Source organism: Streptomyces sp. NPDC014894 (assembly GCF_043080985.1).
Lineage (GTDB): Bacteria > Actinomycetota > Actinomycetes > Streptomycetales > Streptomycetaceae > Streptomyces.
Window position 1 is genome coordinate 166530 of the sequence record NZ_JBIBWD010000007.1, and the last position, 20754, is coordinate 187283.

Here is a 20754-nt window from a genome sequence, read left to right on the forward strand (position 1 = left end):
TCGGGGGGAGAAGGGGCGGCCGAGTGACCAGGGGGCCGGTGGTGCAGTCTTGGGGCACGGCCGGCCGGGTTCGGGGCGGCCCGGACAGACCGCGGACCGGACAGCCGGGCGGCGGACACGGGTGGGTGGGGTGGATATGACCGGGGCGCCGATTCGCGTCGTCATCGCCGACGACGAGCCGTTGATCAGGGCCGGGATCCGGCTGATCCTCACCTCGGACCGGCAGATCGAGGTGGTCGCCGAGGCGTCGAACGGGCGCGAGGCGATCGAGCTGGTCCGGGCGCACGGGGCCGATGTGGTGCTGCTGGACATCCAGATGCCCGTGATGGACGGGCTCACGGCGATGGCGGAGCTGCGCCGGACGGTTCCCTCGACCCGGGTCGTCATCCTGACGACCTTCGGCGAGCGGGAGAACGTGCTGCGGGCGCTGGAGTCCGGCGGGGCCGGGTTCCTGCTGAAGGACACCGCGCCCGCCGAGCTGATCGGCGCCGTCCGGGCCGCCGCGGCGGGTGACGCGTATCTCTCGCCCGGCGCGACCCGGCATGTGGTGGACCAGCTGGCCTCCGGGCGGTCCGTGGCCCGCAACGAGCGGGCGCGGACCCTGGTCTCCCAGCTCAGCGCCCGGGAGCGGGATGTGCTCGCGCTGCTGGGCGAGGGGCTGTCCAACGCGGAGGCGGGCCGCCGGCTCCATATGAGCGAGGCCACCGTGAAGACCTATGTCAGCCGGATCCTGGCGAAGCTGGAGTGCGAGAACCGGGTGCAGGCCGCGCTGTTGGCCCGGGACGCGGGACTGGGGGGCTGACGCCGGGCGGCCGGCCGTCGCTCCTGGGCCGGCCGTGGGGGCCTGGGCCGTGGCGTCGGGCTCGGGTCGGGGTCTGGGTCGGGTCGGGTCGGGCTGTGGCGTCGGGCCCGGGCCGCGTCCGGGCTGTCGCGTCCGGGCTGTGTCGCGGTCTGTCGGGCCTGGGGCCGTGGCGGCTGTTTCACGTGAAACGTCCCCGGAGGCCGTCCGCCCCTGCTGCCGGGAAAGGCGCGCGCGGGTACGGTCTGGAGCCACTGACGGTGAACGGGTACGAGAACGGGGAGGGCCGCACATCATGAGCGAGGTCCAGACGGTGCGGATCGAGTGGACGGCGCCCGGGGAGACCGGTCGTGGCACGGTCGGCGCGAGCGGCCGTATTCCGGTGGTGCCGGGCTTCGCGCACCGGCGCGGCGCCGACGCCGGGGCGACGCCGAAGCAGGAGGGCAAGGCGCTGCGGAACCGGATACCCAGGGCCTCGCACGACTGCCTGGTGCTGTCCGAGGGACGGCCGGGCGCGGTCGAGGCCGTCGAGGAGTCCAGCCGGGGCCGGGTGCCCGAGCTGACCCCGATCCGGGTGGGCAGGATGACCGCCTCGCCGTTCGCGTTTCTGCGCGGCTCGGCCGGGCTGATGGCCCACGACCTGGTGGGCACCCCCGTCACCGGTGTCCGCGCCCAGATCTGCGGAGACGCCCACGCCGCCAATTTCGGTCTCTACGGCGACGCCCGGGGCCGGCTGGTGATGGATCTGAACGACTTCGACGAGACCGTCGTCGGGCCCTGGGAGTGGGACGTCAAGCGCCTCGCGGTCTCCCTGGTGCTGGCGGGCCGGGCGTCGGGCGCGGACGAGGACGTCTGCCGGTCCGCCGCCTTCGACGCGATGGGCGCGTACCGGCGCACCATGCGGCTGCTGGCGAAAATGCCCGCCCTGGACGCGTGGAACGCCATCGCGGACGAGGAGCTGGTCTCCCACACCGACGCGCGGGATCTCCTCGGCACCCTGGGACGGGTCTCGGAGAAGGCCCGCAACAACACCAGCGCGCGCTTCGCCGCCAGGGCGACCGAGATCTGTTCCGACGCCGTGGGCGAGTCCCGGCGCTTCGTGGACGCGCCCCCGGTGCTGCGCCGGGTGCCCGACCGGGAGGCGGCGGCCGTCGCCGCGGCGCTGGGGGAGTATCTGGGCACGGTGTCGGAGGACCGGCTGCCGCTGCTGGCCCGCTACGAGATCCACGATGTGGCGTTCCGGGTGGTCGGCACCGGCAGCGTCGGCACCCGCTCCTATGTGGTGCTGCTGCTCGACCACCGGGGCGATCCGCTGGTGCTCCAGGTGAAGGAGGCGCGGGCCTCGGCGCTGCTGCCGCATCTGGAGGCGTCCGGCTTCCCCGCCCCCGAGGTGGACCACGAGGGTCGCCGGGTGGTGCTGGGCCAGAAGCGGATGCAGGTGGTCAGCGACATTCTGCTGGGCTGGACGACGGTCGAGGGTCGGCCGTTCCAGGTGCGGCAGTTCCGGAACCGCAAGGGAAGCGTGGACCCGGCGGCGCTCACCGCCGACGAGCTGGACGACTACGGCCGGATGACGGGCGCCCTGCTGGCCCGCGCCCACGCGCACAGCGCCGACCCGCGGGTGATCGCGGGCTACTGCGGCAAGAGCGAGGAGCTGGACGAGGCGCTGGCCCGTTTCGCGGCGGTCTACGCCGACCGTACGGAGGCCGACCACGCGGATCTGGTGCGGGCGGTCAAGGCCGGTCGTACGGCCGCCGAGCCGGGGGTGTGACGGCGGGGTCCGGCCGCGCCCGTAGGCTGGGCGGGTGACCCAGGATGCGCCCGGCGGAGCGACGCCCCCCAACGACGATGAGCAGGACGCGGCGGAGCGGCCGGAGGCCCGGCTGGAGCGGGCGGTGCGCGCGGCCGAGCAGGCGCTGATCGAGTTCGAGATCGCGCTGGAGACGTTCCGGGTGGAGGTCGAGAACTTCTCCCGGCTGCATCACCAGAAGCTCGGCCCGATGTACGCGCGGCTGGACGAGCTGGACGCGCGTATCGCCGAGGCCCGCGCCGCCCGCAGCGGCGACCCGGAGGATCTGCGCAAGGCCCGGGAGGCGCGGGCGGCCGTGATGCCGATGCCGGGCGTCGACGAGCTGTTCCACGGCTGGATGGACTCCGAGGGGCTGCCCGCCGAGGCCGCCGCGATGCTGAGCGGCCGCCCGGTGCGGGCGCCGCAGCGGGTGCGGCCGAGCGAGGAGGCCCGCAAGCTCTACCGCGAGCTGGTCCGTAAGGCGCACCCGGATCTGGCGCAGGACGACGTGGAGCGGGAGCGGCGGGAGGAGTTCATCACCCGGGTGAACGCCGCCTACGCCCTCGGCGAGGCCGACGCGCTGCGGGAGCTGGCCGAGGAGTGGGCCGCGGGGCCCGCGCCCGCCGCGCCCCGGTTCGGCGAGGCCGAGGAGCTGTACGCCCGGCTGGAGTGGCTCTCCCGGCGCAAGGAGATGCTGACCGCGGTCGCCGGCGAGCTGGAGGAGAGCGCGATCGGCGCGATGATGCGGCTGGCCCCGGACGATCCGGACCGGCTGCTGGAGGAGATCGCCGAGCAGCTGCTCGCCCAGGTCTCCGAACGGGAGAAGGAACTCGCCGGACTGGTGGAGTAGGTTTTCCGGGGCTGTCCCGGCGTATCCCGCCGGGCCGGCCGCGGCGGAGCCGGGGGCCGCCGGGACCGGTGGCCCCGCCCGACGAGACCGCCGCGCGGATCCGCGCGGCGCGTTCCCCCACAGGAAGGCATGACCCATGAACTTCGCCCCGCTGCCCTCGGTGGACGCCGCGGCGGTGCCGTCCGACGGACTGGTGCTGGACGTGCGGGAGAACGACGAGTGGGCGGCCGGGCACGTCGAGGGCGCGCTCCATGTCCCCATGAGCGACTTCGTCGCCCGCTTCGGCGAGGTGACCGAGGCGGTCGCGGACGGCCGCCGGGCCCATGTGATGTGCCGGGTGGGCGGTCGGTCCGCCCAGGTCACTCAGTATCTGGTGCAGCAGGGGATCGACGCGGTGAACATCGAGGGCGGGATGCTGGCCTGGGAGGCCGCGCAGCGCCCCATGGTCACCGACGACGGCAGCCCGGCCTTCGTCGCCTGAGACTTCGGCCGGGGGCCGGGGGCCGGTGGCCTTCAGGTCCTCGGGTCCTCAGGCTCTGAGGTCCGGGAGCCCGGGAGCCCGGGAGGCCAGGACCCGGGAGCCCTGGGCCGGAGGTCCGAGGGTGCGGCGCAGGGCCCGGGCCGGCCCTCAGGAGTGGCCCCGGGGCCTGGCGTCCGGGGCCGTGGGCCGGGGATCCGGGGCGGCCCGGGCCCTCGCCGTCCGTACCGGCTCCGTGGGCTACTCGCCGGGCGGGTGGGCCGCCAGCAGATCGCCGAGGGCCTCCTCGTGCGCGGCGGCCGGGCCGAGCGACAGCTCCAGCTGTTTGGCCCAGGCGTGGTAGCGGTGGAGCGGATAGTCGGTGTCCGCGCCGAGACCGCCGTGCAGATGCTGGGCGGTCTGCACCACCCGGCGCACCCCGTCGGAGGCCCAGATCTTCGCCACCGCCACATCGGCGGCGGCCGGCAGCGCTCCGTCCGCCCCGGCCTCCCCCCGGCCCGGGGTCAGCCGCCAGGCCGCCTGCCACAAGGTCGCCGCCATGGCCCGGAGATCGATATAGCGGTCGGCGGTCTGCACGGCGACCGCCTGGAACGTCGCCACCGGGAAGCCGAACTGCTTCCGTTCGCCGGTGTACTCGCTCGTCATCGCGAGGACCCGCTCGCCCAGACCCAGCGCCCGCGCGCAGGTCCCGGTGGTGAGCAGCAGCCGCAGCCACTCCCAGGCGCCCTCGTCGTCGACGAGTTCGTGCCGGGCGATCCGCACGGAGTCGAGACGGACCTCCGCATACCGCTCTCCGCTGGTGGAGACCTGGTCGGCGAAGGAGACGCCGGCGCGGTCGCCGGGGACCAGGGCGAGGACCGCGCGGCCCGGCCCGCGGTGCGCGGGCACCGCGATCAGATCCGCCGACCGGGCCCAGGCCACCCCCGTCTGCACGCCGTCCAGCACCCAGCCGTCCGTCCGCGCGTCCGGGCGCGCCGTGACGGCGAGTTCGGCGGCCTCGTGGCCGGTGCGGCCATTGGCCCCCACGGTGATCACCAGCTCGCCGCTGCCGACCCGGGGGAGCAGCCCGGCCGACAGCTCCTCTGCGCCGTGGCGCTCCACGGCCATGGCGACGGCACAGGTCTCCAGCAGCGGCACCCGGGCCAGCACTGCGGCCGACTCGCGCAGCACCAGACAGAGCGCGACGGCGTCCAGCCCCGCGCCGCCGTGCTCCGGCGACAGCACCAGGCTCAGCAGATCGGCCTTGGCGAGCCGGGCCCACAGCGGCCGGTCGAAGTCCTCGGCCACCGCTCCCGGGGTGAGCGCGGGGCTCGGCACCCCGTCGGGCGCGACGCCCGCGAAGATCGACCGGGCGGCGTCGACGGCCGCCCGCTGCTCCTCGGTGAAGGTGAAGTCCACTTCCTGTCCTCCCCTGGCCCGCGGGTGTGTCCGACCCGGTCCGCCACGATCCGACCCGGTCCGCCCCGCGACCGGACTGCGCTCCCGGACGTGTATCTGACGGGTCGTCAAGATAGAACAGGTTCTGGAAAAAGAACACCGTGCGGACGGGGCGGGACGGGAGCGGGACGGGAGCGGGACGGGAGCGGGACGGGACAGGACGGCGTCGACGGCCGCCCGGCCGCCCGGCGGCTCAGCGGTCGAAGTCCAGCTCCACCTCCGAGGTGGCCGGGTGCGACTGACAGGCCAGCACATAGCCCGCCTCGGTCTCCTCGGGCTCCAGCGCGTAATTGCGGTCCATCCGCACCTCGCCCGAGACAAGGAACGCCCTGCAGGTGCCGCAGACCCCGCCCTTGCAGGCGTAGGGAGCGTCGGAGCGGCTGCGCAGCACCGTCTCCAGCAGGGAATCGCCCTCCCGTACGGGCCAGGTGCCGGAGCGGCCGCCGAGGGTCGCGGTCAGCGCGGCATGGGCCGGGGCCGCCACCGGTGGGGGCGGGGGCGCGGAACCGTCGTCCACATGGAAGATCTCCTGGTGGATCCGGCTCCGGTCGACGCCGAGCCCGCGCAGCGCCCGGTCCGCGCCGGTCACCAGCCCGAAGGGTCCACACAGGAACCAGCCGTCGACCTCCGTCACCGGGAGCAGTCTCGGCAGCAGTGCGGTCAGCCGCTCCCTGTCCAGCCGTCCGGACACCAGGCCCGACTGCCGCTCCTCCCGGGAGAGCGCGGTGACCAGCTGGAAGCGGTCCGGAAAGCGGTCCTTCAGATCGGCGACCTCGTCCAGGAACATGGTGGACGCGGCCGTCCGGTCGCTCCGGACCAGACAGAACCGGGCCTTCGGCTCCCGCGCCAGCGCCGTGGCCGCCATCGACAGCACCGGGGTGATCCCGCTGCCGCCGACGATCGCGGCGAAGAGCCCGGGGCGCGGATCCAGCCGGAAGCGGCCCATCGGGGCCATCGCCTCGACGGTGTCGCCGACCGCCAGCTCCTTGAGGGCCCAGGTCGAGAACGCGCCGCCGTCGACCAGCCGGACGCCGACCCGGAGCACGGGATCCGCGCCGGGCGGCGCGGGCGGGGAGCAGATCGAGTAGGTGCGGCGGATCTCCTCGCCCAGCACCGTGCGGCGCAGGGTCAGATGCTGGCCCGGGGTGTGCCGGAAGGTCTCGCGCAGCTCGGGCGGGACGGTGAGGGCGACGGCCACCGCGTCGTCCGTGAGCCGTTCGACCGCGCTGACCCGGAGCGGATGGAACATCTACAACTCCTTGAAGTGGTCGAACGGTTCACGGCAGGAGGCACAGCGGCGCAGCGCCTTGCAGGCGGTGGAGGAGAACCGGCTCAGCAGCTCGGTGTCGGTGGAGCCGCAGTGCGGGCAGCGCACGGAGAGCGTCAGCGGAACAGGCCCGTCCGAGGCGTGGGGCCGGGGCGGGGCGATCCCGAACTCGGCGAGCTTGCGCCGCCCTTCGGCGCTGATGTCGTCCGTCGACCAGGCCGGGGCGAGGACGGTGACGACCGAGACCCGCGGTATGCCGTCGTCGTGGAGGACCCGCTCGATGTCCGCGGCCATGGCCTCGACGGCGGGACAGCCGGTGTAGGTCGGGGTCAGCTCGACCTCGACGCTGCCGGGGCCCAGCAGATGGACCGCGCGCAGCACGCCCAGCTCCGCCAGGGTCACCACGGGAAGCTCCGGGTCGGGCACGGCCCCGGCGAGAGCGCGCAGCCGCGCCTCCAGCGCGGTGTCGCCCGCCGGTCCGCCGTCGCCCCGGGCCCGCGCCGGCCCGTCCGTACTCCGGCCGCCGGCCGGCCCGCCGTCGTGCCCGGTCCCTTCCGTCCCGCTCTCGCTCCGGACGCCGGTCACCATGACGCCCCCGGGTGGCTGCGGTGCAGATGCTGCATCTCCGCGAGCATCCGGCCGAACGGCTCGGTGTGCACGCCCTGGCGGCCCGCGCCCGCCGTCCACGCGCCGGAGCGCGGTCCCGTCGGCACGGTGAGCGTGGCCCTCAGCAGTACGCCGGTGACCGTCTCCAGCCACTCGGTCTCCAGCTCCCGCGGGTCCAGGCCGAGTCCGGGGACCGGCTGGAACATCTCGCCGGTGTACCGCCACAGCGCCGCGCAGGCGCGCCGCATCCGGTCGTGGCTCTCCTCCGTGCCGTCGCCCAGGCGCAGCGTCCACTGCTCGGCGTGGTCCTGGTGGTAGGCGACCTCCTTGACCGCCTTCGCGGCGAGCGGGGCGAACGGGCCCGTGCCGGCCGCCAGCCGCTCGTACAGCAGTCGCTGGTGGACGGAGAAGTACAGCTGGCGGGCGATGGTGTGGGCGAAGTCGCCGTTCGGCTGCTCGACCAGCTGGAGGTTGCGAAAGGCGCGCTCCTCGCGCAGATAGGCCAGCTCGTCCTCGTCGCCGGCGAGGGAGAGCAGCACGCGCGCCTGGCCGAGCAGATCCAGCGCGATATTGGCGAGCGCGACCTCCTCCTCCAGCACCGGGGCGTGCCCGGCCCACTCCCCCAGCCGGTGCGAGAGCACCAGCGCGTCGTCGCCGAGGGCGAGCGCCGCCGTGTGCGCCGTGGTGGTCACAGATGGCTCACCCCGTCCGGGATCTCGTAGAACGTCGGGTGGCGGTAGGGCTTGTCCCCGGCGGGCTCGAAGAACGGGTCCTTCTCGTCCGGCGAGGAGGCGGTGATCGCGGCGGAGGGGACGACCCAGAGGGAGACGCCCTCGCCGCGCCGGGTGTAGAGATCGCGCGCGTTGCGCAGGGCCATTTCGGCGTCGGGGGCGTGCAGGCTGCCCGCGTGGGTGTGGGACAGTCCGCGCCGGGAGCGGACGAAGACCTCCCACAGGGGCCAGTCGGCCATGTCGCTCATGCCGTCGCCTCCCGGTCCTGGCGGTGTCCGGCCCGCGCCGGGGGCGTCCGGTGCTTCTCGGCGTGGGCCGCCGCGGCCTCCCTGACCCAGGCGCCCTTCTCGTGGGCCTCGCGCCGCTGGGTCAGCCGCTCCTCGTTGCACGGCCCGTTCCCCTTGAGGACCTCCTGGAACTCGGTCCAGTCGATCGGCCCGAAGTCATGCTGTCCCCGCTCCTCGTTCCACCGCAGCTCGGGGTCGGGGAGGGTCAGCCCGAGCGCCTCCGCCTGGGGGACGCAGATGTCCACGAAGCGCTGGCGCAGCTCGTCGTTGGAGTGGCGCTTGATCTTCCACGCCATGGACTGGGCCGAATGGGCGGAGGCGTCGTCCGCGGGGCCGAACATCATCAGCGACGGCCACCACCAGCGGTCCACCGCGTCCTGGGCCATCTCGTGCTGGGCGGGGGTGCCCCGGGAGAGGGCGTGCAGCAGCTCGAAGCCCTGGCGCTGGTGGAAGGACTCCTCCTTGCAGATCCGGACCATCGCCCGGGCGTAGGGCCCGTAGGAGCAGCGGCAGAGCGGCACCTGGTTCGTGATCGCCGCGCCGTCCACCAGCCAGCCGATCGCTCCGACGTCGGCCCAGGTCAGCGTCGGATAGTTGAAGATCGAGGAGTATCTCTGGCGGCCGGCGTGGAGCTTGTCGAGCAGCTCCTCGCGGCTGGTGCCCAGGGTCTCGGCGGCGCTGTACAGATACAGGCCGTGGCCCGCCTCGTCCTGGACCTTGGCCATCAGGATCGCCTTGCGGCGCAGCGAGGGCGCGCGCGTGATCCAGTTCGCCTCCGGCTGCATGCCGATGATCTCCGAGTGCGCGTGCTGCGCCATCTGGCGGACCAGCGTCGCCCGGTAGGCGTCGGGCATCCAGTCGCGCGGCTCGATGCGCTCGTCGGCGGCGACGGCCGCGTCGAAGGCCGCCTCGTACCTCTCCGCCGTGTCCACGGTCATTGCCGTCATCCGGGCCCCCTACCGACCGATCGTTCGGTTCGTCGGCTTCAATGGTCGGTCGATGGCCCTTAAGGTGTCAACCCTGTGGACAGCCGACCTGTGGACGACCAGGTGGGTCCGACGGGGATCGGGGCGGGATGGGCTCGTACGGGCACGAGGGTGTCGAAGGCACCGGGGTTCGGTGGCCCGAAGCGGTCCTGAGCGAGTCGGCCGCCCCCCTGCCGCACCCCCCTGAGCAGCGCGGATCCCCGGTCGGCGGCGGGCCCTCGGCACCCGTCCCCGGGGCCGGCGGCGGAGACGGGGACGGCGGGGACGAGGCCGTGCCCCGGGGCGTCATGGCGCTCTCACCGGTCTGGCGGGCCGTCGCGGGAATCGCGCTCACGCTGATCGCCTGCACGGCCCTCGTCCATGTCGCCATGGTCTTTCTCCATGTCGCCCCGTCCAACACCGTCACCAAGCGGCACGGCGAGACGATCAACGCCTGGATCTATCCCGAGTTCGAGCAGAACTGGAAGCTCTTCGCCCCCAATCCGCTCCAGCAGAATGTCTCCGTACAGGTGAAGGCCGAGGTCAGGACCTTGGACGGAGGCCGCGAGACCACCGACTGGATCAATCTCACCGCCCAGGACGCCGAGGCGATACGCGGCAGTCTGCTCCCCAGCCACACCCGGCAGAACGAACTCCGCCGGGGCTGGGACTTCTATGTCAACGCGCACGACGACAAGGGCCGGCCGACCGGGCTGCGGGGCCGGCTCTCCGAGAGCTATGTGCGCCGGATCGCGATGCTCCGCCTCGACGCGCGCGATCTGGGGGGCTCGGTGGAGCGCATTCGGCTCCGAGCGCTCACCACCCTGGTCAAGGCCCCGCCGTGGAGCGAGGAGAAGACCGACACCCGGCCCGTCGAGCGGCTGCTGCCCTGGTGGACCGTGACCGCCGCCGACCGGCCGGACGGCGCGGACGAGCCCCGTCCCGCCCCGGCGGGGGCGAGCCGGTGACCGCCCCCGCCGGCCGGTTCGCCGCCGCCGTCCAGCGGATCACCGCCACCGCCCTCGGCCCCTACCAGACCGCCGTCGTCCGGATCGGTTTCGCGGGCGTCTGGCTCTTCTTCCTCCTGCGCGAGCTGCCCCACCGCCATGAGCTGTACGGCCCCGAGGGACCGTGGAGCTGGGAGCTGGGCCGTCAGCTGATCTCCGGCAACGACGCCTTCACCGTGCTGATGTGGACGGACGGCCGTCTCTGGTTCGAGGCCGTCTACGCCCTCGCGGTGCTGGCGAGCGCGCTGCTGCTGCTCGGCTGGCGGACCCGCGCCATGTCCGCGCTGTTCATGGTCGGGGTGCTGTCGCTGCAGAACCGCTCGATCTTCATGGGCGACGGCGGCGACAACGTCATCCATCTGATGGCGATCTATCTGGTCCTCACCCGCTGCGCCCAGGTCTGGTCGCTGGACGCGTGGCGCGCGAAGCGCCGGAACGAACGGGACCGCGCCGCCGCGCCGGGCGGGGCGCGGCCCGACACGGCCGGGCCGGTGCTCTGGGCCGTGCTCGGCGTCCTCCTGGTCGCCGGCACCTTCCTCAACCAGACCGGCTGGTCCGTCCTGCTCTTCCTCTGGGCCGTCTGGGCGGTGCAGGGGCTGTGGTGGACGGTGCTCCGGTACGCGCCCCGCGGCCAGGGCCGCGTCCTGCTGGACGCCCTCGCCAACGTCCTCCACAACGCCGGCCTGCTGGTGATCATGGCCGAGGTCTGTCTGATCTACGCGACGGCCGGCTGGTACAAGATCCAGGGCTCGCGCTGGCAGGACGGCACCGCGCTCTACTACCCGCTCCAGCTCGACTACTTCACCCCCTGGCCCGCCCTCTCCGATCTGCTCGCCTCCCACGGGGTGATGGTGATGGTGATCACCTACGGGACCGTCATCGTGCAGGTCGCCTTCCCCTTCACCCTCTTCAACCGGCGGGTGAAGAACGTCCTGCTGGTGATCATGATCCTGGAGCACGCGGCGATCTCCGTCGTGCTCGGACTGCCCTTCTTCTCCCTGGCGATGATCGCCGCCGACGCGGTCTTCCTGCCGACGGCCTTTCTGATCCGGCTCGGCGCACGGACCGCCGGAGGGCGGGACCGGGTGCGCGGCCGGCTGCGGGCGCTTTCCGGTGGACGGGCGCGCTCCGGTGGACGGGAGCGCTCGCCCGCGCCGTAGCCTTGGGCGATGAGCGACGACAGCCTTGGGCGATGAGCGACGGCGAGGCCGCGAAGGCGGTACAGCGGTGGCGCGAGAGCGCACCCGACGCGGTGCTGCTCGACGGCTTCCATGCGCTGAAGCACGCACTCCGCTTCGACGCGGAGGTGTGGTGCGCGATCACCAGCGACAGGGCGGCCGTGCTGGAGCTGGCCGACGGGCTCGCCGGCGATGTGCGGGAGCGTCTCGCCGGTCTCCTCGTCGAGACTCCCGTGGAGACCCTGCGGGAGCTGCTTCCCCGGCTCCATCCCACCCGGGTCGCCGCCCTGGCGGCCCGGCCCGCGCGCACCGCGAACAGGGAGGCCCTGGCGAGCCTGCCCCGGCGGTCGCCCGTCGTCGTCCTGGACAACCCCCGCAATCTCGGGAACGTCGGCGCGGTGGTCCGGCTCGCCGCCGGATTCGGCGCGACCGGGGTGATCACCACCGGCGATCTGGATCCCTGGCACCCCAACGCGGTCCGGGCGGGCGCCGGACTCCACTACGCCACCGCCGTCGAGCGGCTGGCGCCCGACGACTTCCCGCCGGGGCCGCTGTACGCGCTGGACCCGGAGGGGGACGACATCCGGTCCGTCCCGCTGCCCGACGACGCGCTGCTCGTCTTCGGGTCCGAGCGCCACGGCGTCTCGGCGGAGCTGCGCGGCCGGGCGACCCGGCTGCTGTCGCTTCCCATGCGGCCGCAGGTCTCCAGCTACAACCTCGCCACCAGCGTGGCGATGGCCCTCTTCCACTGGGGAGGCCCGGCACTGCCGCCCGGCCCCTGACCGGCCCCGCCGCCCGCTCGCGTACCGCCCGCCGGTCGGTCAGCCCTGCCGGCGGACCTCCACCACATGGAACCGGGAGGCGACGAAGGCGCTGTCGCACAGGGCCGCGTTGGCCGCGGGATTGCCGCCGGAGCCGTGGAAGTCGGAGAACGCCGCCGTCTGGTTCACATACACCCCGCCGGTCAGATTCAGCGAGAGCTGCGCCGACTCCTCCAGACAGACCTCCTCGATCGCGCGCTCCACCTCCGGGGAGGTCGTGTACGCGCCCACGGTCATCGCGCCCTTGTCGCGGATCGTGCGCCGCAGCAGCCCCAGCGCGTCGGCCGTCGAGTCCACGGCGACGGCGAAGGACACCGGCCCGAAGCACTCGTCCAGATACGCCGCCCCGGGGTCGGCCTTGCCCCCGTCGAGCTTCACGATCACCGGGGTGCGCACCACGGCGTCCGGGAAGTCCGGGTGGGCGATCGTCCGGGAGGGCAGCGCGACCTCGCCCAGCTCGGCCGCGCCCTCCAGCCGGCTTCTCACCTCCGGATTGACCAGCGCGCCCAGCAGGGCGTTGGCCCGCGCGTCGTCGCCGAGCAGACCGCCGACGGAGGCCGCGAGATCGGCGACCACCTCCTCGTACGACTTGTGTCCCGCGTCGGTGGCGACGCCGTCCCGGGGGATCAGCAGATTCTGCGGGGTGGTGCACATCTGGCCGCTGTACAGGGAGAGCGAGAAGGCGAGATTGGAGAGCATGCCCCGGTAGTCGTCCGTGGAGTCGACCACGACCGTGTTGACCCCGGCCTTCTCGGTGTGGACCCGCGCCTGGCGGGCGTTGGCCTCCAGCCAGTCGCCGAACGCGGTGGAGCCGGTGTAGTCGATGATCCTGATCTCGGGGCGGACCGCGAGCGTCTTGGCCAGTCCCTCGCCGGGGCGCTCGGCCGCCAGACACACCAGATCGGCGTCGAAACCGGCCTCGGCCAGCACCTCCCGGGCGATCCGCACGGTCAGCGCGAGCGGCAGCACCGCGCGCGGATGGGGCTTGACCAGAACCGCGTTGCCCGTGGCCAGCGAGGCGAACAGCCCCGGATAGCCGTTCCACGTGGGGAAGGTGTTGCAGCCGATCACCAGGGCGACGCCCCGGCCGGCCGCGGTGAAGGTCTTCCGCAGCTCCAGCGGATCGCGCTTGCCCTGGGGCTTGGACCAGTCGGCGGCGGCCGGGGTGCGGGTCTGCTCGGCATAGGCGTACGCCACGGCCTCCAGACCGCGGTCCTGGGCGTGCGGGCCGCCCGCCTGGAACGCCATCATGAACGCCTGCCCGCTGGTGTGCATCACCGCGTGCGCGAACTCATGGGTGCGGGCGCTGACGCGGGCGAGGATCTCCAGACAGACCAGGGCCCTCAGCTCGGGGCCCGCCTCGCGCCAGGCCGCCGTCCCCGCGCGCATCGCGGGGAGCAGCACATCGGGGTCGGGGTGCGGATACTCGACGCCCAGCTCGATGCCGTACGGCGACACCTCGCCGCCGGTCCAGCCGTCGGTGCCCGGCTGGTGCAGCTCGAAGCGGGTGGAGCGCAGGGCCTCGAAGGCCGCGAGGCCGTCGGCGGGCGCGCTCTCGCCGTACGCCTTGGGATGCTCGGGGTGGGGGGACCAATAGGCCCGGGTGCGGATCGCTTCAAGAGCCTGGTCGAGCGTCGGCCGGTGGCTCTCGGCCAGCCGGGTCTCGGTCAGCTGCATGACGGACCAACTCCTCGTCGAGCTGGGCAGGGACGGGCGGACAGAGTTAGAGTAACCGAACGATCGGTCGGGACAAGGGGGCCTGTCAAACCTGTGGAAAACTCATCCGGGAGGATCACTCCCATGAGCGCCAGCGCCGTCGAGCCGCACACCGGCGTCCCCCGGGACGCCGCCATCGACCCCAGCCGTACCGTCGCCGTCGCCGGGACCGGCGCCATGGGCCGGGGCATCGCCCAGGTCGCGCTGGTCGCGGGCCATCCCGTACGGCTCTACGACTCCCTCCCCGGGCGCGCCGCCGAGGCCGCCGAGGAGATCGGCGCCCGGCTGGACCGGCTGGTAGCCAAGGGCGCGATGACCGCCGCCGAACGGGACGCCGCCCGAAGCCGGCTGCACCCCGCGGCCGCCCTGGACGAGCTGTCCGACGCGGCGCTCGTCATCGAGGCCGTCGTCGAGCGGCTGACGGTCAAACAAGAGCTGCTGCGGGCGCTGGAGGAGATCGTTCCCGACGACTGTCTGCTCGCCACCAACACCTCCTCCCTCTCCGTCACCGCCGTCGCGGGCGCGCTCCGCCGCCCCGACCGCGCCCTCGGACTCCACTTCTTCAACCCGGCCCCGCTGCTCCCGCTGGTCGAGGTCGTCAGCGGCTTCGCCACCGGCGAGAGCGCCGCCGCCCGCGCCCGGGAGACCGTCGCGGCCTGGGGCAAGACCCCGGTGAGCTGCGCCGATCTCCCCGGATTCATCGTCAATCGGATAGCCAGGCCCTTCTATGCGGAGGGCTTCGCGATCCATGAGGAACGGGCCGCCGACCCCGCCACGATCGACGCGGTGCTGAGGGAGTCCGGCGGCTTCCGCATGGGCCCCTTCGAGCTGACCGATCTGATCGGCCAGGACGTCAACGAGGCCGTGACACGGTCGGTCTGGGAGTCCTTCCACCAGAATGTGAAGTTCACCCCGTCCCTGCTCCAGCGCCGGCTGGTCGAGGCCGGTCTGCTGGGCCGCAAGTCCGGCCGCGGCTGGTACGACTGCGCGCGCGGCGCCGAGCGCCCCGAGCCGCACACCGCGCCCCCCGCCGACCCTCCGGCGTACGTCGTCGCCGAGGGCGGTCTGGACCCCGCCCCCCAACTGCTGGAGATGATCGCCGAATCGGGCGTCACCCTGCGCCGGGAGCCGGAGGACGAGGGCACCCGGCTGCTGCTGCCCGGCGGCGGACAGCTGGCGCCCGCCGACGGTCAGACCTCCTCCGAATTCCGCGACGTCGTCTACTTCGACCTCGCCCTCGACTACCGGGCCGCCACCCGGATCGCGCTCTCCGCCGCGCCGCACACCGCCGAGCGCACCCTCCAGGAGGCCATCGGCCTCTTCCAGGCCCTCGGCAAGAAGGTCAGCGTCATCGGGGACGTCCCCGGCATGATCGTGGCCCGTACGGTCGCGATGCTGATCGACCTGGCCGCCGACGCCGTCGCCAAGGGCGTCGCCACCGAGGACGACGTCGACACCGCGATGCGACTCGGCGTCAACTACCCGGTCGGACCGTTCGAATGGAACCGAAGGCTCCCCCAGGGGTACGCCCACGATCTGCTGGAATCGCTCCACGAGCGGGTGCCGACCGGCCGGTACGCCCCCAGCCTGGCGCTCTTCCTGCACACGTCCGCCGCCGAACGAGAGGGACCGGACTCATGACCGCCGCCAAGAGGGACGCCTACACGCCGGAGACGCTGCTGAGCGTCGCCGTGCGCATCTTCAACGAGCGCGGCTACGACGGCACCTCCATGGAGCACCTCTCCCGGGCGGCCGGCATCTCCAAGTCGTCCATCTACCACCATGTCTCGGGCAAGGAGGAGCTGCTGCGGCGGGCCGTGAGCCGGGCGCTGGACGCGCTCTTCGCGGTCCTGGAGGAGCCCGGGGCGCTCCAGGGGCGGGCCGTCGAGCGGGTCGAGTACGTCACCCGGCGCACCGTGGAGGTGCTCATGGCCGAGCTGCCCCATGTGACGCTGCTGCTGCGGGTCCGGGGCAACACCGCGACCGAGCGATGGGCGATGGAGCGCCGCAGGGAGTTCGACCAGCGCGTCTCCGATCTGCTGAAGGCCGCGGCGGCCGACGGCGATCTGCGTACGGACGTGGACATCCGGCTGGTGACCCGGCTGCTCTTCGGCATGGTGAACTCGCTGGTGGAGTGGTACCGGCCGCACCCCGACGGCGGCCAGGAGGCCGACCGGCTCGCGGAGACGGTCGTCCGGCTGGCCTTCGACGGGCTGCGCACGGCCCCGCAGGCTTCCTGAGGCCCCTCGGGCCTCCGCGAGGCCCCCGAGGTCACTGCTGTTCGGTCTCCGGGGCCCCGGAGACCGGATGGACGCCGGTCTCCTCGAAGACCAGCAGGGTCCGGGTGGAGAGCACCTCCGGGATGGACTGGATCCTGGTCAGCACCAGTTCCCGCAGCGCGCGGTTGTCCGGGGTGTGCACCAGCAGCAGTACGTCGAAATCGCCGCTGACCAGCGCGATGTGCGCGACCCCGGGCAGCGCCCGCAACTGCTCGCGGACCGTCCGCCACGAGTTCTGCACGATCTTGAGCGTGATATACGCGGAAGCGCCCTGACCTGCGCGTTCATGGTTGACACGGGCGCCGAAACCGCAGATGACGCCATCGTCGATGAGCCGGTTGATCCGGGCGTAGGCATTGGCGCGCGACACATGTACCCGCTCGGCCACGGCCCGTATCGAGGCCCGGCCCTCCGCCTGGAGGATGCGCAGGATGTCCCGGTCGATCGCGTCGAGCGGGCGGGGCGGCGGATCCTGTGCCGAGAGGGGCTCGATCCTGCCCGGGACGGGATCCGGCCCGGCCGAGGCCGGCTCCGGCCGATCGGCGAACCCCTCGTCGAGGAGCCCGTTCTCGGCCATTTGTTCAGGACTCATATCCCCCCGCCTCCCTGGCATGGACGACCTGTGCCCACTACAGGCTGTGGAGAACCGTTTGTCCACAGGCTGAAGCCGCCTGTAGCCAAAATGCGTCCACGACCGAACAATCGGTAGGTGAGGCGCGCCACATTTTCCGGCCGCTCCGTCCACGCTCCCACGAGGAGGTGCTCGCTTTGAAAGCCGTCGCCCACCGGCCCACACCGCCCCCGGCCTGGCAGCCCCGCACCGACCCCGCGCCCCTGCTCCCCGATCCCGAGCCGTATCGGCTGCTCGGCACCGACGCCGCGGCGGGCGCCGACCCCGAGCTGCTGCTGTCGCTCTACGACCGGCTGGTGCTCGGCCGCAGATTCAATGTCCAGGCCACCGCCCTGACCAAGCAGGGCAGGCTCGCCGTCTATCCGTCCAGCACCGGCCAGGAGGCCTGCCAGGTCGCCGCCGCGCTCGCCCTGGAGCGGCGGGACTGGCTCTTTCCCAGCTATCGCGACACCCTCGCCGCGGTGACCCGGGGCATGGACCCGGTGCAGGTGCTGACCCTGCTGCGGGGCGACTGGCACACCGGTTACGACCCGTACGAGCACCGTGTCGCGCCCCTGTCCACCCCCCTCGCCACCCAGCTCCCGCACGCCGTGGGGCTGGCCCACGCCGCCCGGCTCAAGGGCGACGACGTCGTGGCGCTCGCCCTGGTCGGCGACGGCGGCACCAGCGAGGGCGATTTCCACGAGGCGCTGAACTTCGCCGCCGTGTGGCGCGCCCCGGTCGTCTTCCTCGTCCAGAACAACGGATTCGCGATCTCGGTGCCGCTCGCCAAGCAGACCGCCGCGCCGTCCCTCGCCCACAAGGCGGTCGGATACGGAATGCCGGGCCGCCTGGTCGACGGGAACGACGCCCCCGCCGTGCACCAGGTGCTCTCCGAGGCCGTGGCCCGGGCCCGGCGCGGCGGCGGGCCGACGCTGATCGAGGCGGTGACCTATCGGATCGAGGCCCATACGAACGCCGACGACGCCACCCGGTACCGGGAGGACCCCGAGGTGGAGATCTGGCGTGAGCACGACCCCATCCGGCTGCTGGAGCGGGAGCTGACCGGGCGCGGGCTGCTGGACGACGACCGCCGCCGCCGCGCCGCCGGCGCCGCCGAGGAGATGGCCGCCCGGCTGCGCGAGCGGATGAACGCCGATCCGGTGCTCGACCCGATGGATCTGTTCACGCACGTCTACGCCGAGCGGACCGGTCAGCTGCGCGAGCAGACCGAGCAGCTGCGGGCCGAACTGGAAGCGGAAGGGGAGGCGTGATGGGCACGGCGACGGCGGCCCGGGCGGCGAAGCCCGCCACCATGGCGCAGGCGCTCAAGCGGGCCATGCGCGACGCGATGGCCGACGATCCGGCCGTCCATGTGCTCGGCGAGGACGTCGGCACCCTCGGCGGGGTCTTCCGGATCACGGACGGGCTCGCCAAGGAGTTCGGCGACGACCGCTGTACGGACACCCCGCTGGCCGAGGCGGGCATCCTCGGCACCGCCGTCGGCATGGCGATGTACGGGCTGCGTCCCGTCGTGGAGATGCAGTTCGACGCCTTCGCCTATCCGGCGTTCGAGCAGCTGATCAGCCATGTCGCCCGGATGCGGAACCGTACGCGCGGCGCCATGCCGCTCCCGATCACGGTCCGGGTGCCGTACGGCGGGGGCATCGGCGGCGTCGAGCACCACAGCGACTCGTCCGAGGCGTACTACATGGCGACCCCGGGGCTCCAGGTCGTCACCCCCGCGACCGTCGAGGACGCGTACGGGCTGCTCAGGGCCGCCATCGCCGCCGACGACCCGGTGGTCTTCCTGGAGCCCAAGCGGCTGTACTGGTCGAAGTCGTCGTGGTCTCCCGAGGCCCCGGACGAGGTGCCGCCGCTGGGCCGGGCCGTGGTCCGGCGGCCCGGGCGCGGTGCCACTCTGATCACCTACGGGCCGTCGCTGCCGGTCTGTCTGGAGGCGGCCGAGGCCGCCGCCGCGGAGGGCTGGGACCTGGAGGTCGTCGATCTGCGATCCCTCGTTCCCTTCGACGACGAGACGGTCTGCGCCTCCGTCCGGCGCACCGGCCGGGCGGTCGTGGTCCATGAGTCCACCGGCTTCGGCGGACCGGGGGGAGAGATCGCCGCCCGGGTGACCGAGCGCTGTTTCCACCACCTTCAGGCGCCGGTGCTGCGGGTCGCCGGTTTCGACATTCCCTATCCGCCGCCCATGCTGGAGCGGCACCATCTCCCGGGAGTGGACCGGGTGCTGGACGCGGTGGCGCGGTTGCAGTGGGAGGCGGAGAGCTGAAATGGCACAGGTGCTGGAGTTCAGGCTGCCCGATCTCGGTGAGGGACTGACCGAGGCGGAGATCGTGCGCTGGCTGGTGGCGGTGGGCGACGTCGTCGCGATCGACCAGCCCGTCGTCGAGGTGGAGACGGCCAAGGCGATGGTGGAGGTGCCCTGCCCGTACGCGGGGGTGGTCACCGCGCGCTTCGGGGAGGAGGGCGGCGAACTTCCGGTGGGGGCACCGCTGCTGACCGTGGCGGTCGGCGCGACGGACGGGGAGGTGCACGCGACCCCGAACGCGGGCGCGATCGCGGGCACGGACCCGGCCGGGGAGCGGACGGGCTCCGGCACGGGCCCCTCGGACGCCGCGGTGAACGGCTCGGCGGCCCCTGGCGCGACGCCCCGGGGCACGGCGGTGAACGGCTCGGCGGCGGGCGGCTCGGGGTCCGGCGGTGCGGCGTCGGGCGGTTCGGCGGCCCATGGCCCGGCGGCGGGCGGGGCGACGGCCAAGGGCTCTGCGTCCGGTGAGACGTCCGGGAATGTGCTGGTCGGCTATGGCACGGGCGCGCCCGCGGCCAGACGACGCCGGGTCAGGCCGGCCACGGCGGATGCCTCGGCAGCCGCGACCGCGGCACGGGAGGAGGACGCGGAGCAGAGCGGGCCCGTGCCCGTCATATCCCCCCTCGTACGCAGGCTGGCCCGGGACCACGGCCTGGATCTGCGGCAGCTGGCGGGCTCGGGCCCGGACGGGCTGATCCTGCGCGCCGATGTGGAGTACGCCATGCGGGCGGCCGGCATGGGCGCCCGGCCGGGGCCCGCCACCGCGTCGCCGACCCGGCCCGCGCCGGCTCCCCGGCCCGCCGGGACACGGCCGGCCGCTTCCCCGGCCCGGCCCGCCGTCCAGGCCCCGGCCGGCGGCGAGCGGATCCCGCTGCGCGGGGTGCGCGGGGCGGTGGCCGCCAAGCTGTCCCGCAGCCGTACGGAGATACCGGACGCCACCTGCTGGGTCGACGCGGACGCGACCGAACTGATGGCCGCGCGCGCGGCGATGAACGCGGTGGGCGGTCCGAAGGTCTCCCTCGTCGCCCTGCTCGCGCGGATCTGCACGGCCGCGCTGGCCCGGCACCCGGAGCTGAACTCCACGGTGGACACGGCGGCCGGAGAGATCGTGCGCCTGCCCGAGGTGCACCTCGGCTTCGCCGCCCAGACCGAACGCGGTCTCGTGGTCCCTGTGGTGCGCGACGCCCACCGCCGCTCGGTGGAGTCGCTCAGCGAGGAGTTCGCCCGGCTCACCTCGGCCGCCCGGGAGGGCGTCCTCACCCCCGGCGATCTGACCGGCGGGACGTTCACGCTGAACAACTACGGCGTGTTCGGCGTCGACGGCTCCACGCCGATCATCAACCACCCCGAGGCGGCGATGCTCGGAATCGGCCGGATCGTGCCCAAGCCCTGGGTGCACCGGGGCGAGCTGGCCGTACGCCAGGTCGTGCAGCTCTCGCTGACCTTCGACCACCGGGTGTGCGACGGCGGCACGGCGGGCGGATTCCTGCGCCATGTCGCGGACTGCGTGGAACAGCCGGCGGTGCTGCTGCGCACCCTCTGAGGACCCACTCCGGACCGTCCGGGCGGACCCCACGCCGCCCGGCCGGTCACCCGTGGACCGCC

The 20754-nt window shown here is 73.5% G+C and carries 20 protein-coding genes; 12 read left to right on the forward strand and 8 right to left on the reverse strand.

All coding sequences use genetic code 11. The annotated features are described in order from the left end of the window. The first annotated feature begins 136 nt into the window (after positions 1-136). From ACF089_RS18560 to ACF089_RS18575, 4 genes are all read left to right on the forward strand, one after another. A complete protein-coding gene (locus ACF089_RS18560; protein WP_392027594.1) occupies positions 137-802 on the forward strand; it encodes a response regulator in 666 nt (221 codons plus the stop codon). A 292-nt stretch (positions 803-1094) separates the two neighbouring features. Further along, the gene (locus ACF089_RS18565) at positions 1095-2570 is read left to right on the forward strand and encodes a DUF2252 domain-containing protein (RefSeq protein ID WP_392027597.1); all 1476 of its coding nucleotides are present in this window, start codon (positions 1095-1097) and stop codon (positions 2568-2570) included. Positions 2571-2604: 34 nt separating this feature from the next. Next, complete coding sequence (locus ACF089_RS18570; RefSeq protein WP_392027599.1) at positions 2605-3438, forward strand: J domain-containing protein; 834 nt, start codon at positions 2605-2607, stop codon at positions 3436-3438. Positions 3439-3574: 136 nt separating this feature from the next. Next, the gene (locus ACF089_RS18575) at positions 3575-3919 is read left to right on the forward strand and encodes a rhodanese-like domain-containing protein (RefSeq protein WP_392027602.1); all 345 of its coding nucleotides are present in this window, start codon (positions 3575-3577) and stop codon (positions 3917-3919) included. A gap of 237 nt (positions 3920-4156) precedes the next feature. Here ACF089_RS18575 and ACF089_RS18580 read toward each other — a convergent pair whose 3' ends face one another. From ACF089_RS18580 to paaA, 6 genes are all read right to left on the reverse strand, one after another. Further along, the gene (locus tag ACF089_RS18580) at positions 4157-5314 is read right to left on the reverse strand and encodes an acyl-CoA dehydrogenase family protein (RefSeq protein ID WP_392027605.1); all 1158 of its coding nucleotides are present in this window, start codon (positions 5312-5314) and stop codon (positions 4157-4159) included. A 232-nt stretch (positions 5315-5546) separates the two neighbouring features. After that, positions 5547-6602 (reverse strand): 2Fe-2S iron-sulfur cluster-binding protein, encoded by a 1056-nt coding sequence (locus tag ACF089_RS18585; protein ID WP_392027608.1) that lies wholly within the window; start codon positions 6600-6602, stop codon positions 5547-5549. Then, positions 6603-7208 carry a 1,2-phenylacetyl-CoA epoxidase subunit PaaD gene (gene paaD, locus ACF089_RS18590; protein ID WP_392027611.1) on the reverse strand — a complete coding sequence of 202 codons (606 nt, stop codon included), beginning with the start codon at positions 7206-7208 and terminating at the stop codon, positions 6603-6605. Then, positions 7202-7918 carry a 1,2-phenylacetyl-CoA epoxidase subunit PaaC gene (paaC, locus tag ACF089_RS18595; RefSeq protein WP_392027614.1) on the reverse strand — a complete coding sequence of 239 codons (717 nt, stop codon included), beginning with the start codon at positions 7916-7918 and terminating at the stop codon, positions 7202-7204. Before paaC ends, paaD begins: the two co-directional genes overlap by 7 nt. Continuing rightward, the gene (gene paaB, locus ACF089_RS18600) at positions 7915-8205 is read right to left on the reverse strand and encodes a 1,2-phenylacetyl-CoA epoxidase subunit PaaB (RefSeq protein ID WP_392027617.1); all 291 of its coding nucleotides are present in this window, start codon (positions 8203-8205) and stop codon (positions 7915-7917) included. Before paaB ends, paaC begins: the two co-directional genes overlap by 4 nt. Continuing rightward, on the reverse strand, positions 8202-9191 hold the full coding sequence (gene paaA / locus ACF089_RS18605) for a 1,2-phenylacetyl-CoA epoxidase subunit PaaA (protein WP_392027620.1): 990 nt from the start codon (positions 9189-9191) through the stop codon (positions 8202-8204). Before paaA ends, paaB begins: the two co-directional genes overlap by 4 nt. A 326-nt stretch (positions 9192-9517) precedes the next feature. On the opposite strand from paaA, the gene ACF089_RS18610 reads away from it, so the two are divergent. From ACF089_RS18610 to ACF089_RS18620, 3 genes are read left to right on the forward strand one after another with little or no spacing between them, the layout of a single operon-like run. After that, a complete protein-coding gene (locus tag ACF089_RS18610; RefSeq protein WP_392027622.1) occupies positions 9518-10177 on the forward strand; it encodes a DUF5819 family protein in 660 nt (219 codons plus the stop codon). Then, positions 10174-11376 carry an HTTM domain-containing protein gene (locus ACF089_RS18615; protein WP_392027624.1) on the forward strand — a complete coding sequence of 401 codons (1203 nt, stop codon included), beginning with the start codon at positions 10174-10176 and terminating at the stop codon, positions 11374-11376. Before ACF089_RS18610 ends, ACF089_RS18615 begins: the two co-directional genes overlap by 4 nt. A gap of 32 nt (positions 11377-11408) precedes the next feature. Further along, positions 11409-12176, forward strand: coding sequence for a TrmH family RNA methyltransferase (locus tag ACF089_RS18620; protein ID WP_392027627.1), 768 nt, complete (start codon positions 11409-11411; stop codon positions 12174-12176). A 39-nt stretch (positions 12177-12215) separates the two neighbouring features. Here ACF089_RS18620 and paaN read toward each other — a convergent pair whose 3' ends face one another. Next, complete coding sequence (gene paaN / locus ACF089_RS18625; protein WP_392027630.1) at positions 12216-13892, reverse strand: phenylacetic acid degradation protein PaaN; 1677 nt, start codon at positions 13890-13892, stop codon at positions 12216-12218. Between the two features lie 123 nt (positions 13893-14015). Between paaN and ACF089_RS18630 the strand changes: the two genes are divergently transcribed. Continuing rightward, entirely contained in the window at positions 14016-15572 is a 1557-nt protein-coding gene (locus tag ACF089_RS18630) for a 3-hydroxyacyl-CoA dehydrogenase (protein WP_392027633.1), read from the forward strand. Further along, positions 15569-16171, forward strand: coding sequence for a TetR/AcrR family transcriptional regulator (locus ACF089_RS18635; RefSeq protein WP_392027636.1), 603 nt, complete (start codon positions 15569-15571; stop codon positions 16169-16171). Before ACF089_RS18630 ends, ACF089_RS18635 begins: the two co-directional genes overlap by 4 nt. 31 nt (positions 16172-16202) lie before the next feature. Here the strand turns inward: ACF089_RS18635 and ACF089_RS18640 are convergent, their stop codons facing one another. Continuing rightward, complete coding sequence (locus tag ACF089_RS18640) at positions 16203-16802, reverse strand: Lrp/AsnC family transcriptional regulator (RefSeq protein ID WP_392027639.1); 600 nt, start codon at positions 16800-16802, stop codon at positions 16203-16205. A 167-nt stretch (positions 16803-16969) separates the two neighbouring features. Here ACF089_RS18640 and pdhA point away from each other — a divergent pair, with 167 nt between their 5' ends. The 3 genes from pdhA to ACF089_RS18655 are packed head-to-tail and all read left to right on the forward strand — an operon-like array spanning position 16970 to position 20692. After that, positions 16970-18094 carry a pyruvate dehydrogenase (acetyl-transferring) E1 component subunit alpha gene (pdhA, locus tag ACF089_RS18645; protein ID WP_392027642.1) on the forward strand — a complete coding sequence of 375 codons (1125 nt, stop codon included), beginning with the start codon at positions 16970-16972 and terminating at the stop codon, positions 18092-18094. After that, positions 18094-19110, forward strand: a complete 1017-nt coding sequence (locus ACF089_RS18650) for an alpha-ketoacid dehydrogenase subunit beta (protein WP_392027645.1) — start codon at positions 18094-18096, stop codon at positions 19108-19110. Before pdhA ends, ACF089_RS18650 begins: the two co-directional genes overlap by 1 nt. Position 19111: 1 nt before the next feature. Then, positions 19112-20692 carry a dihydrolipoamide acetyltransferase family protein gene (locus ACF089_RS18655; protein ID WP_392027648.1) on the forward strand — a complete coding sequence of 527 codons (1581 nt, stop codon included), beginning with the start codon at positions 19112-19114 and terminating at the stop codon, positions 20690-20692. Positions 20693-20754: the final 62 nt, after the last annotated feature.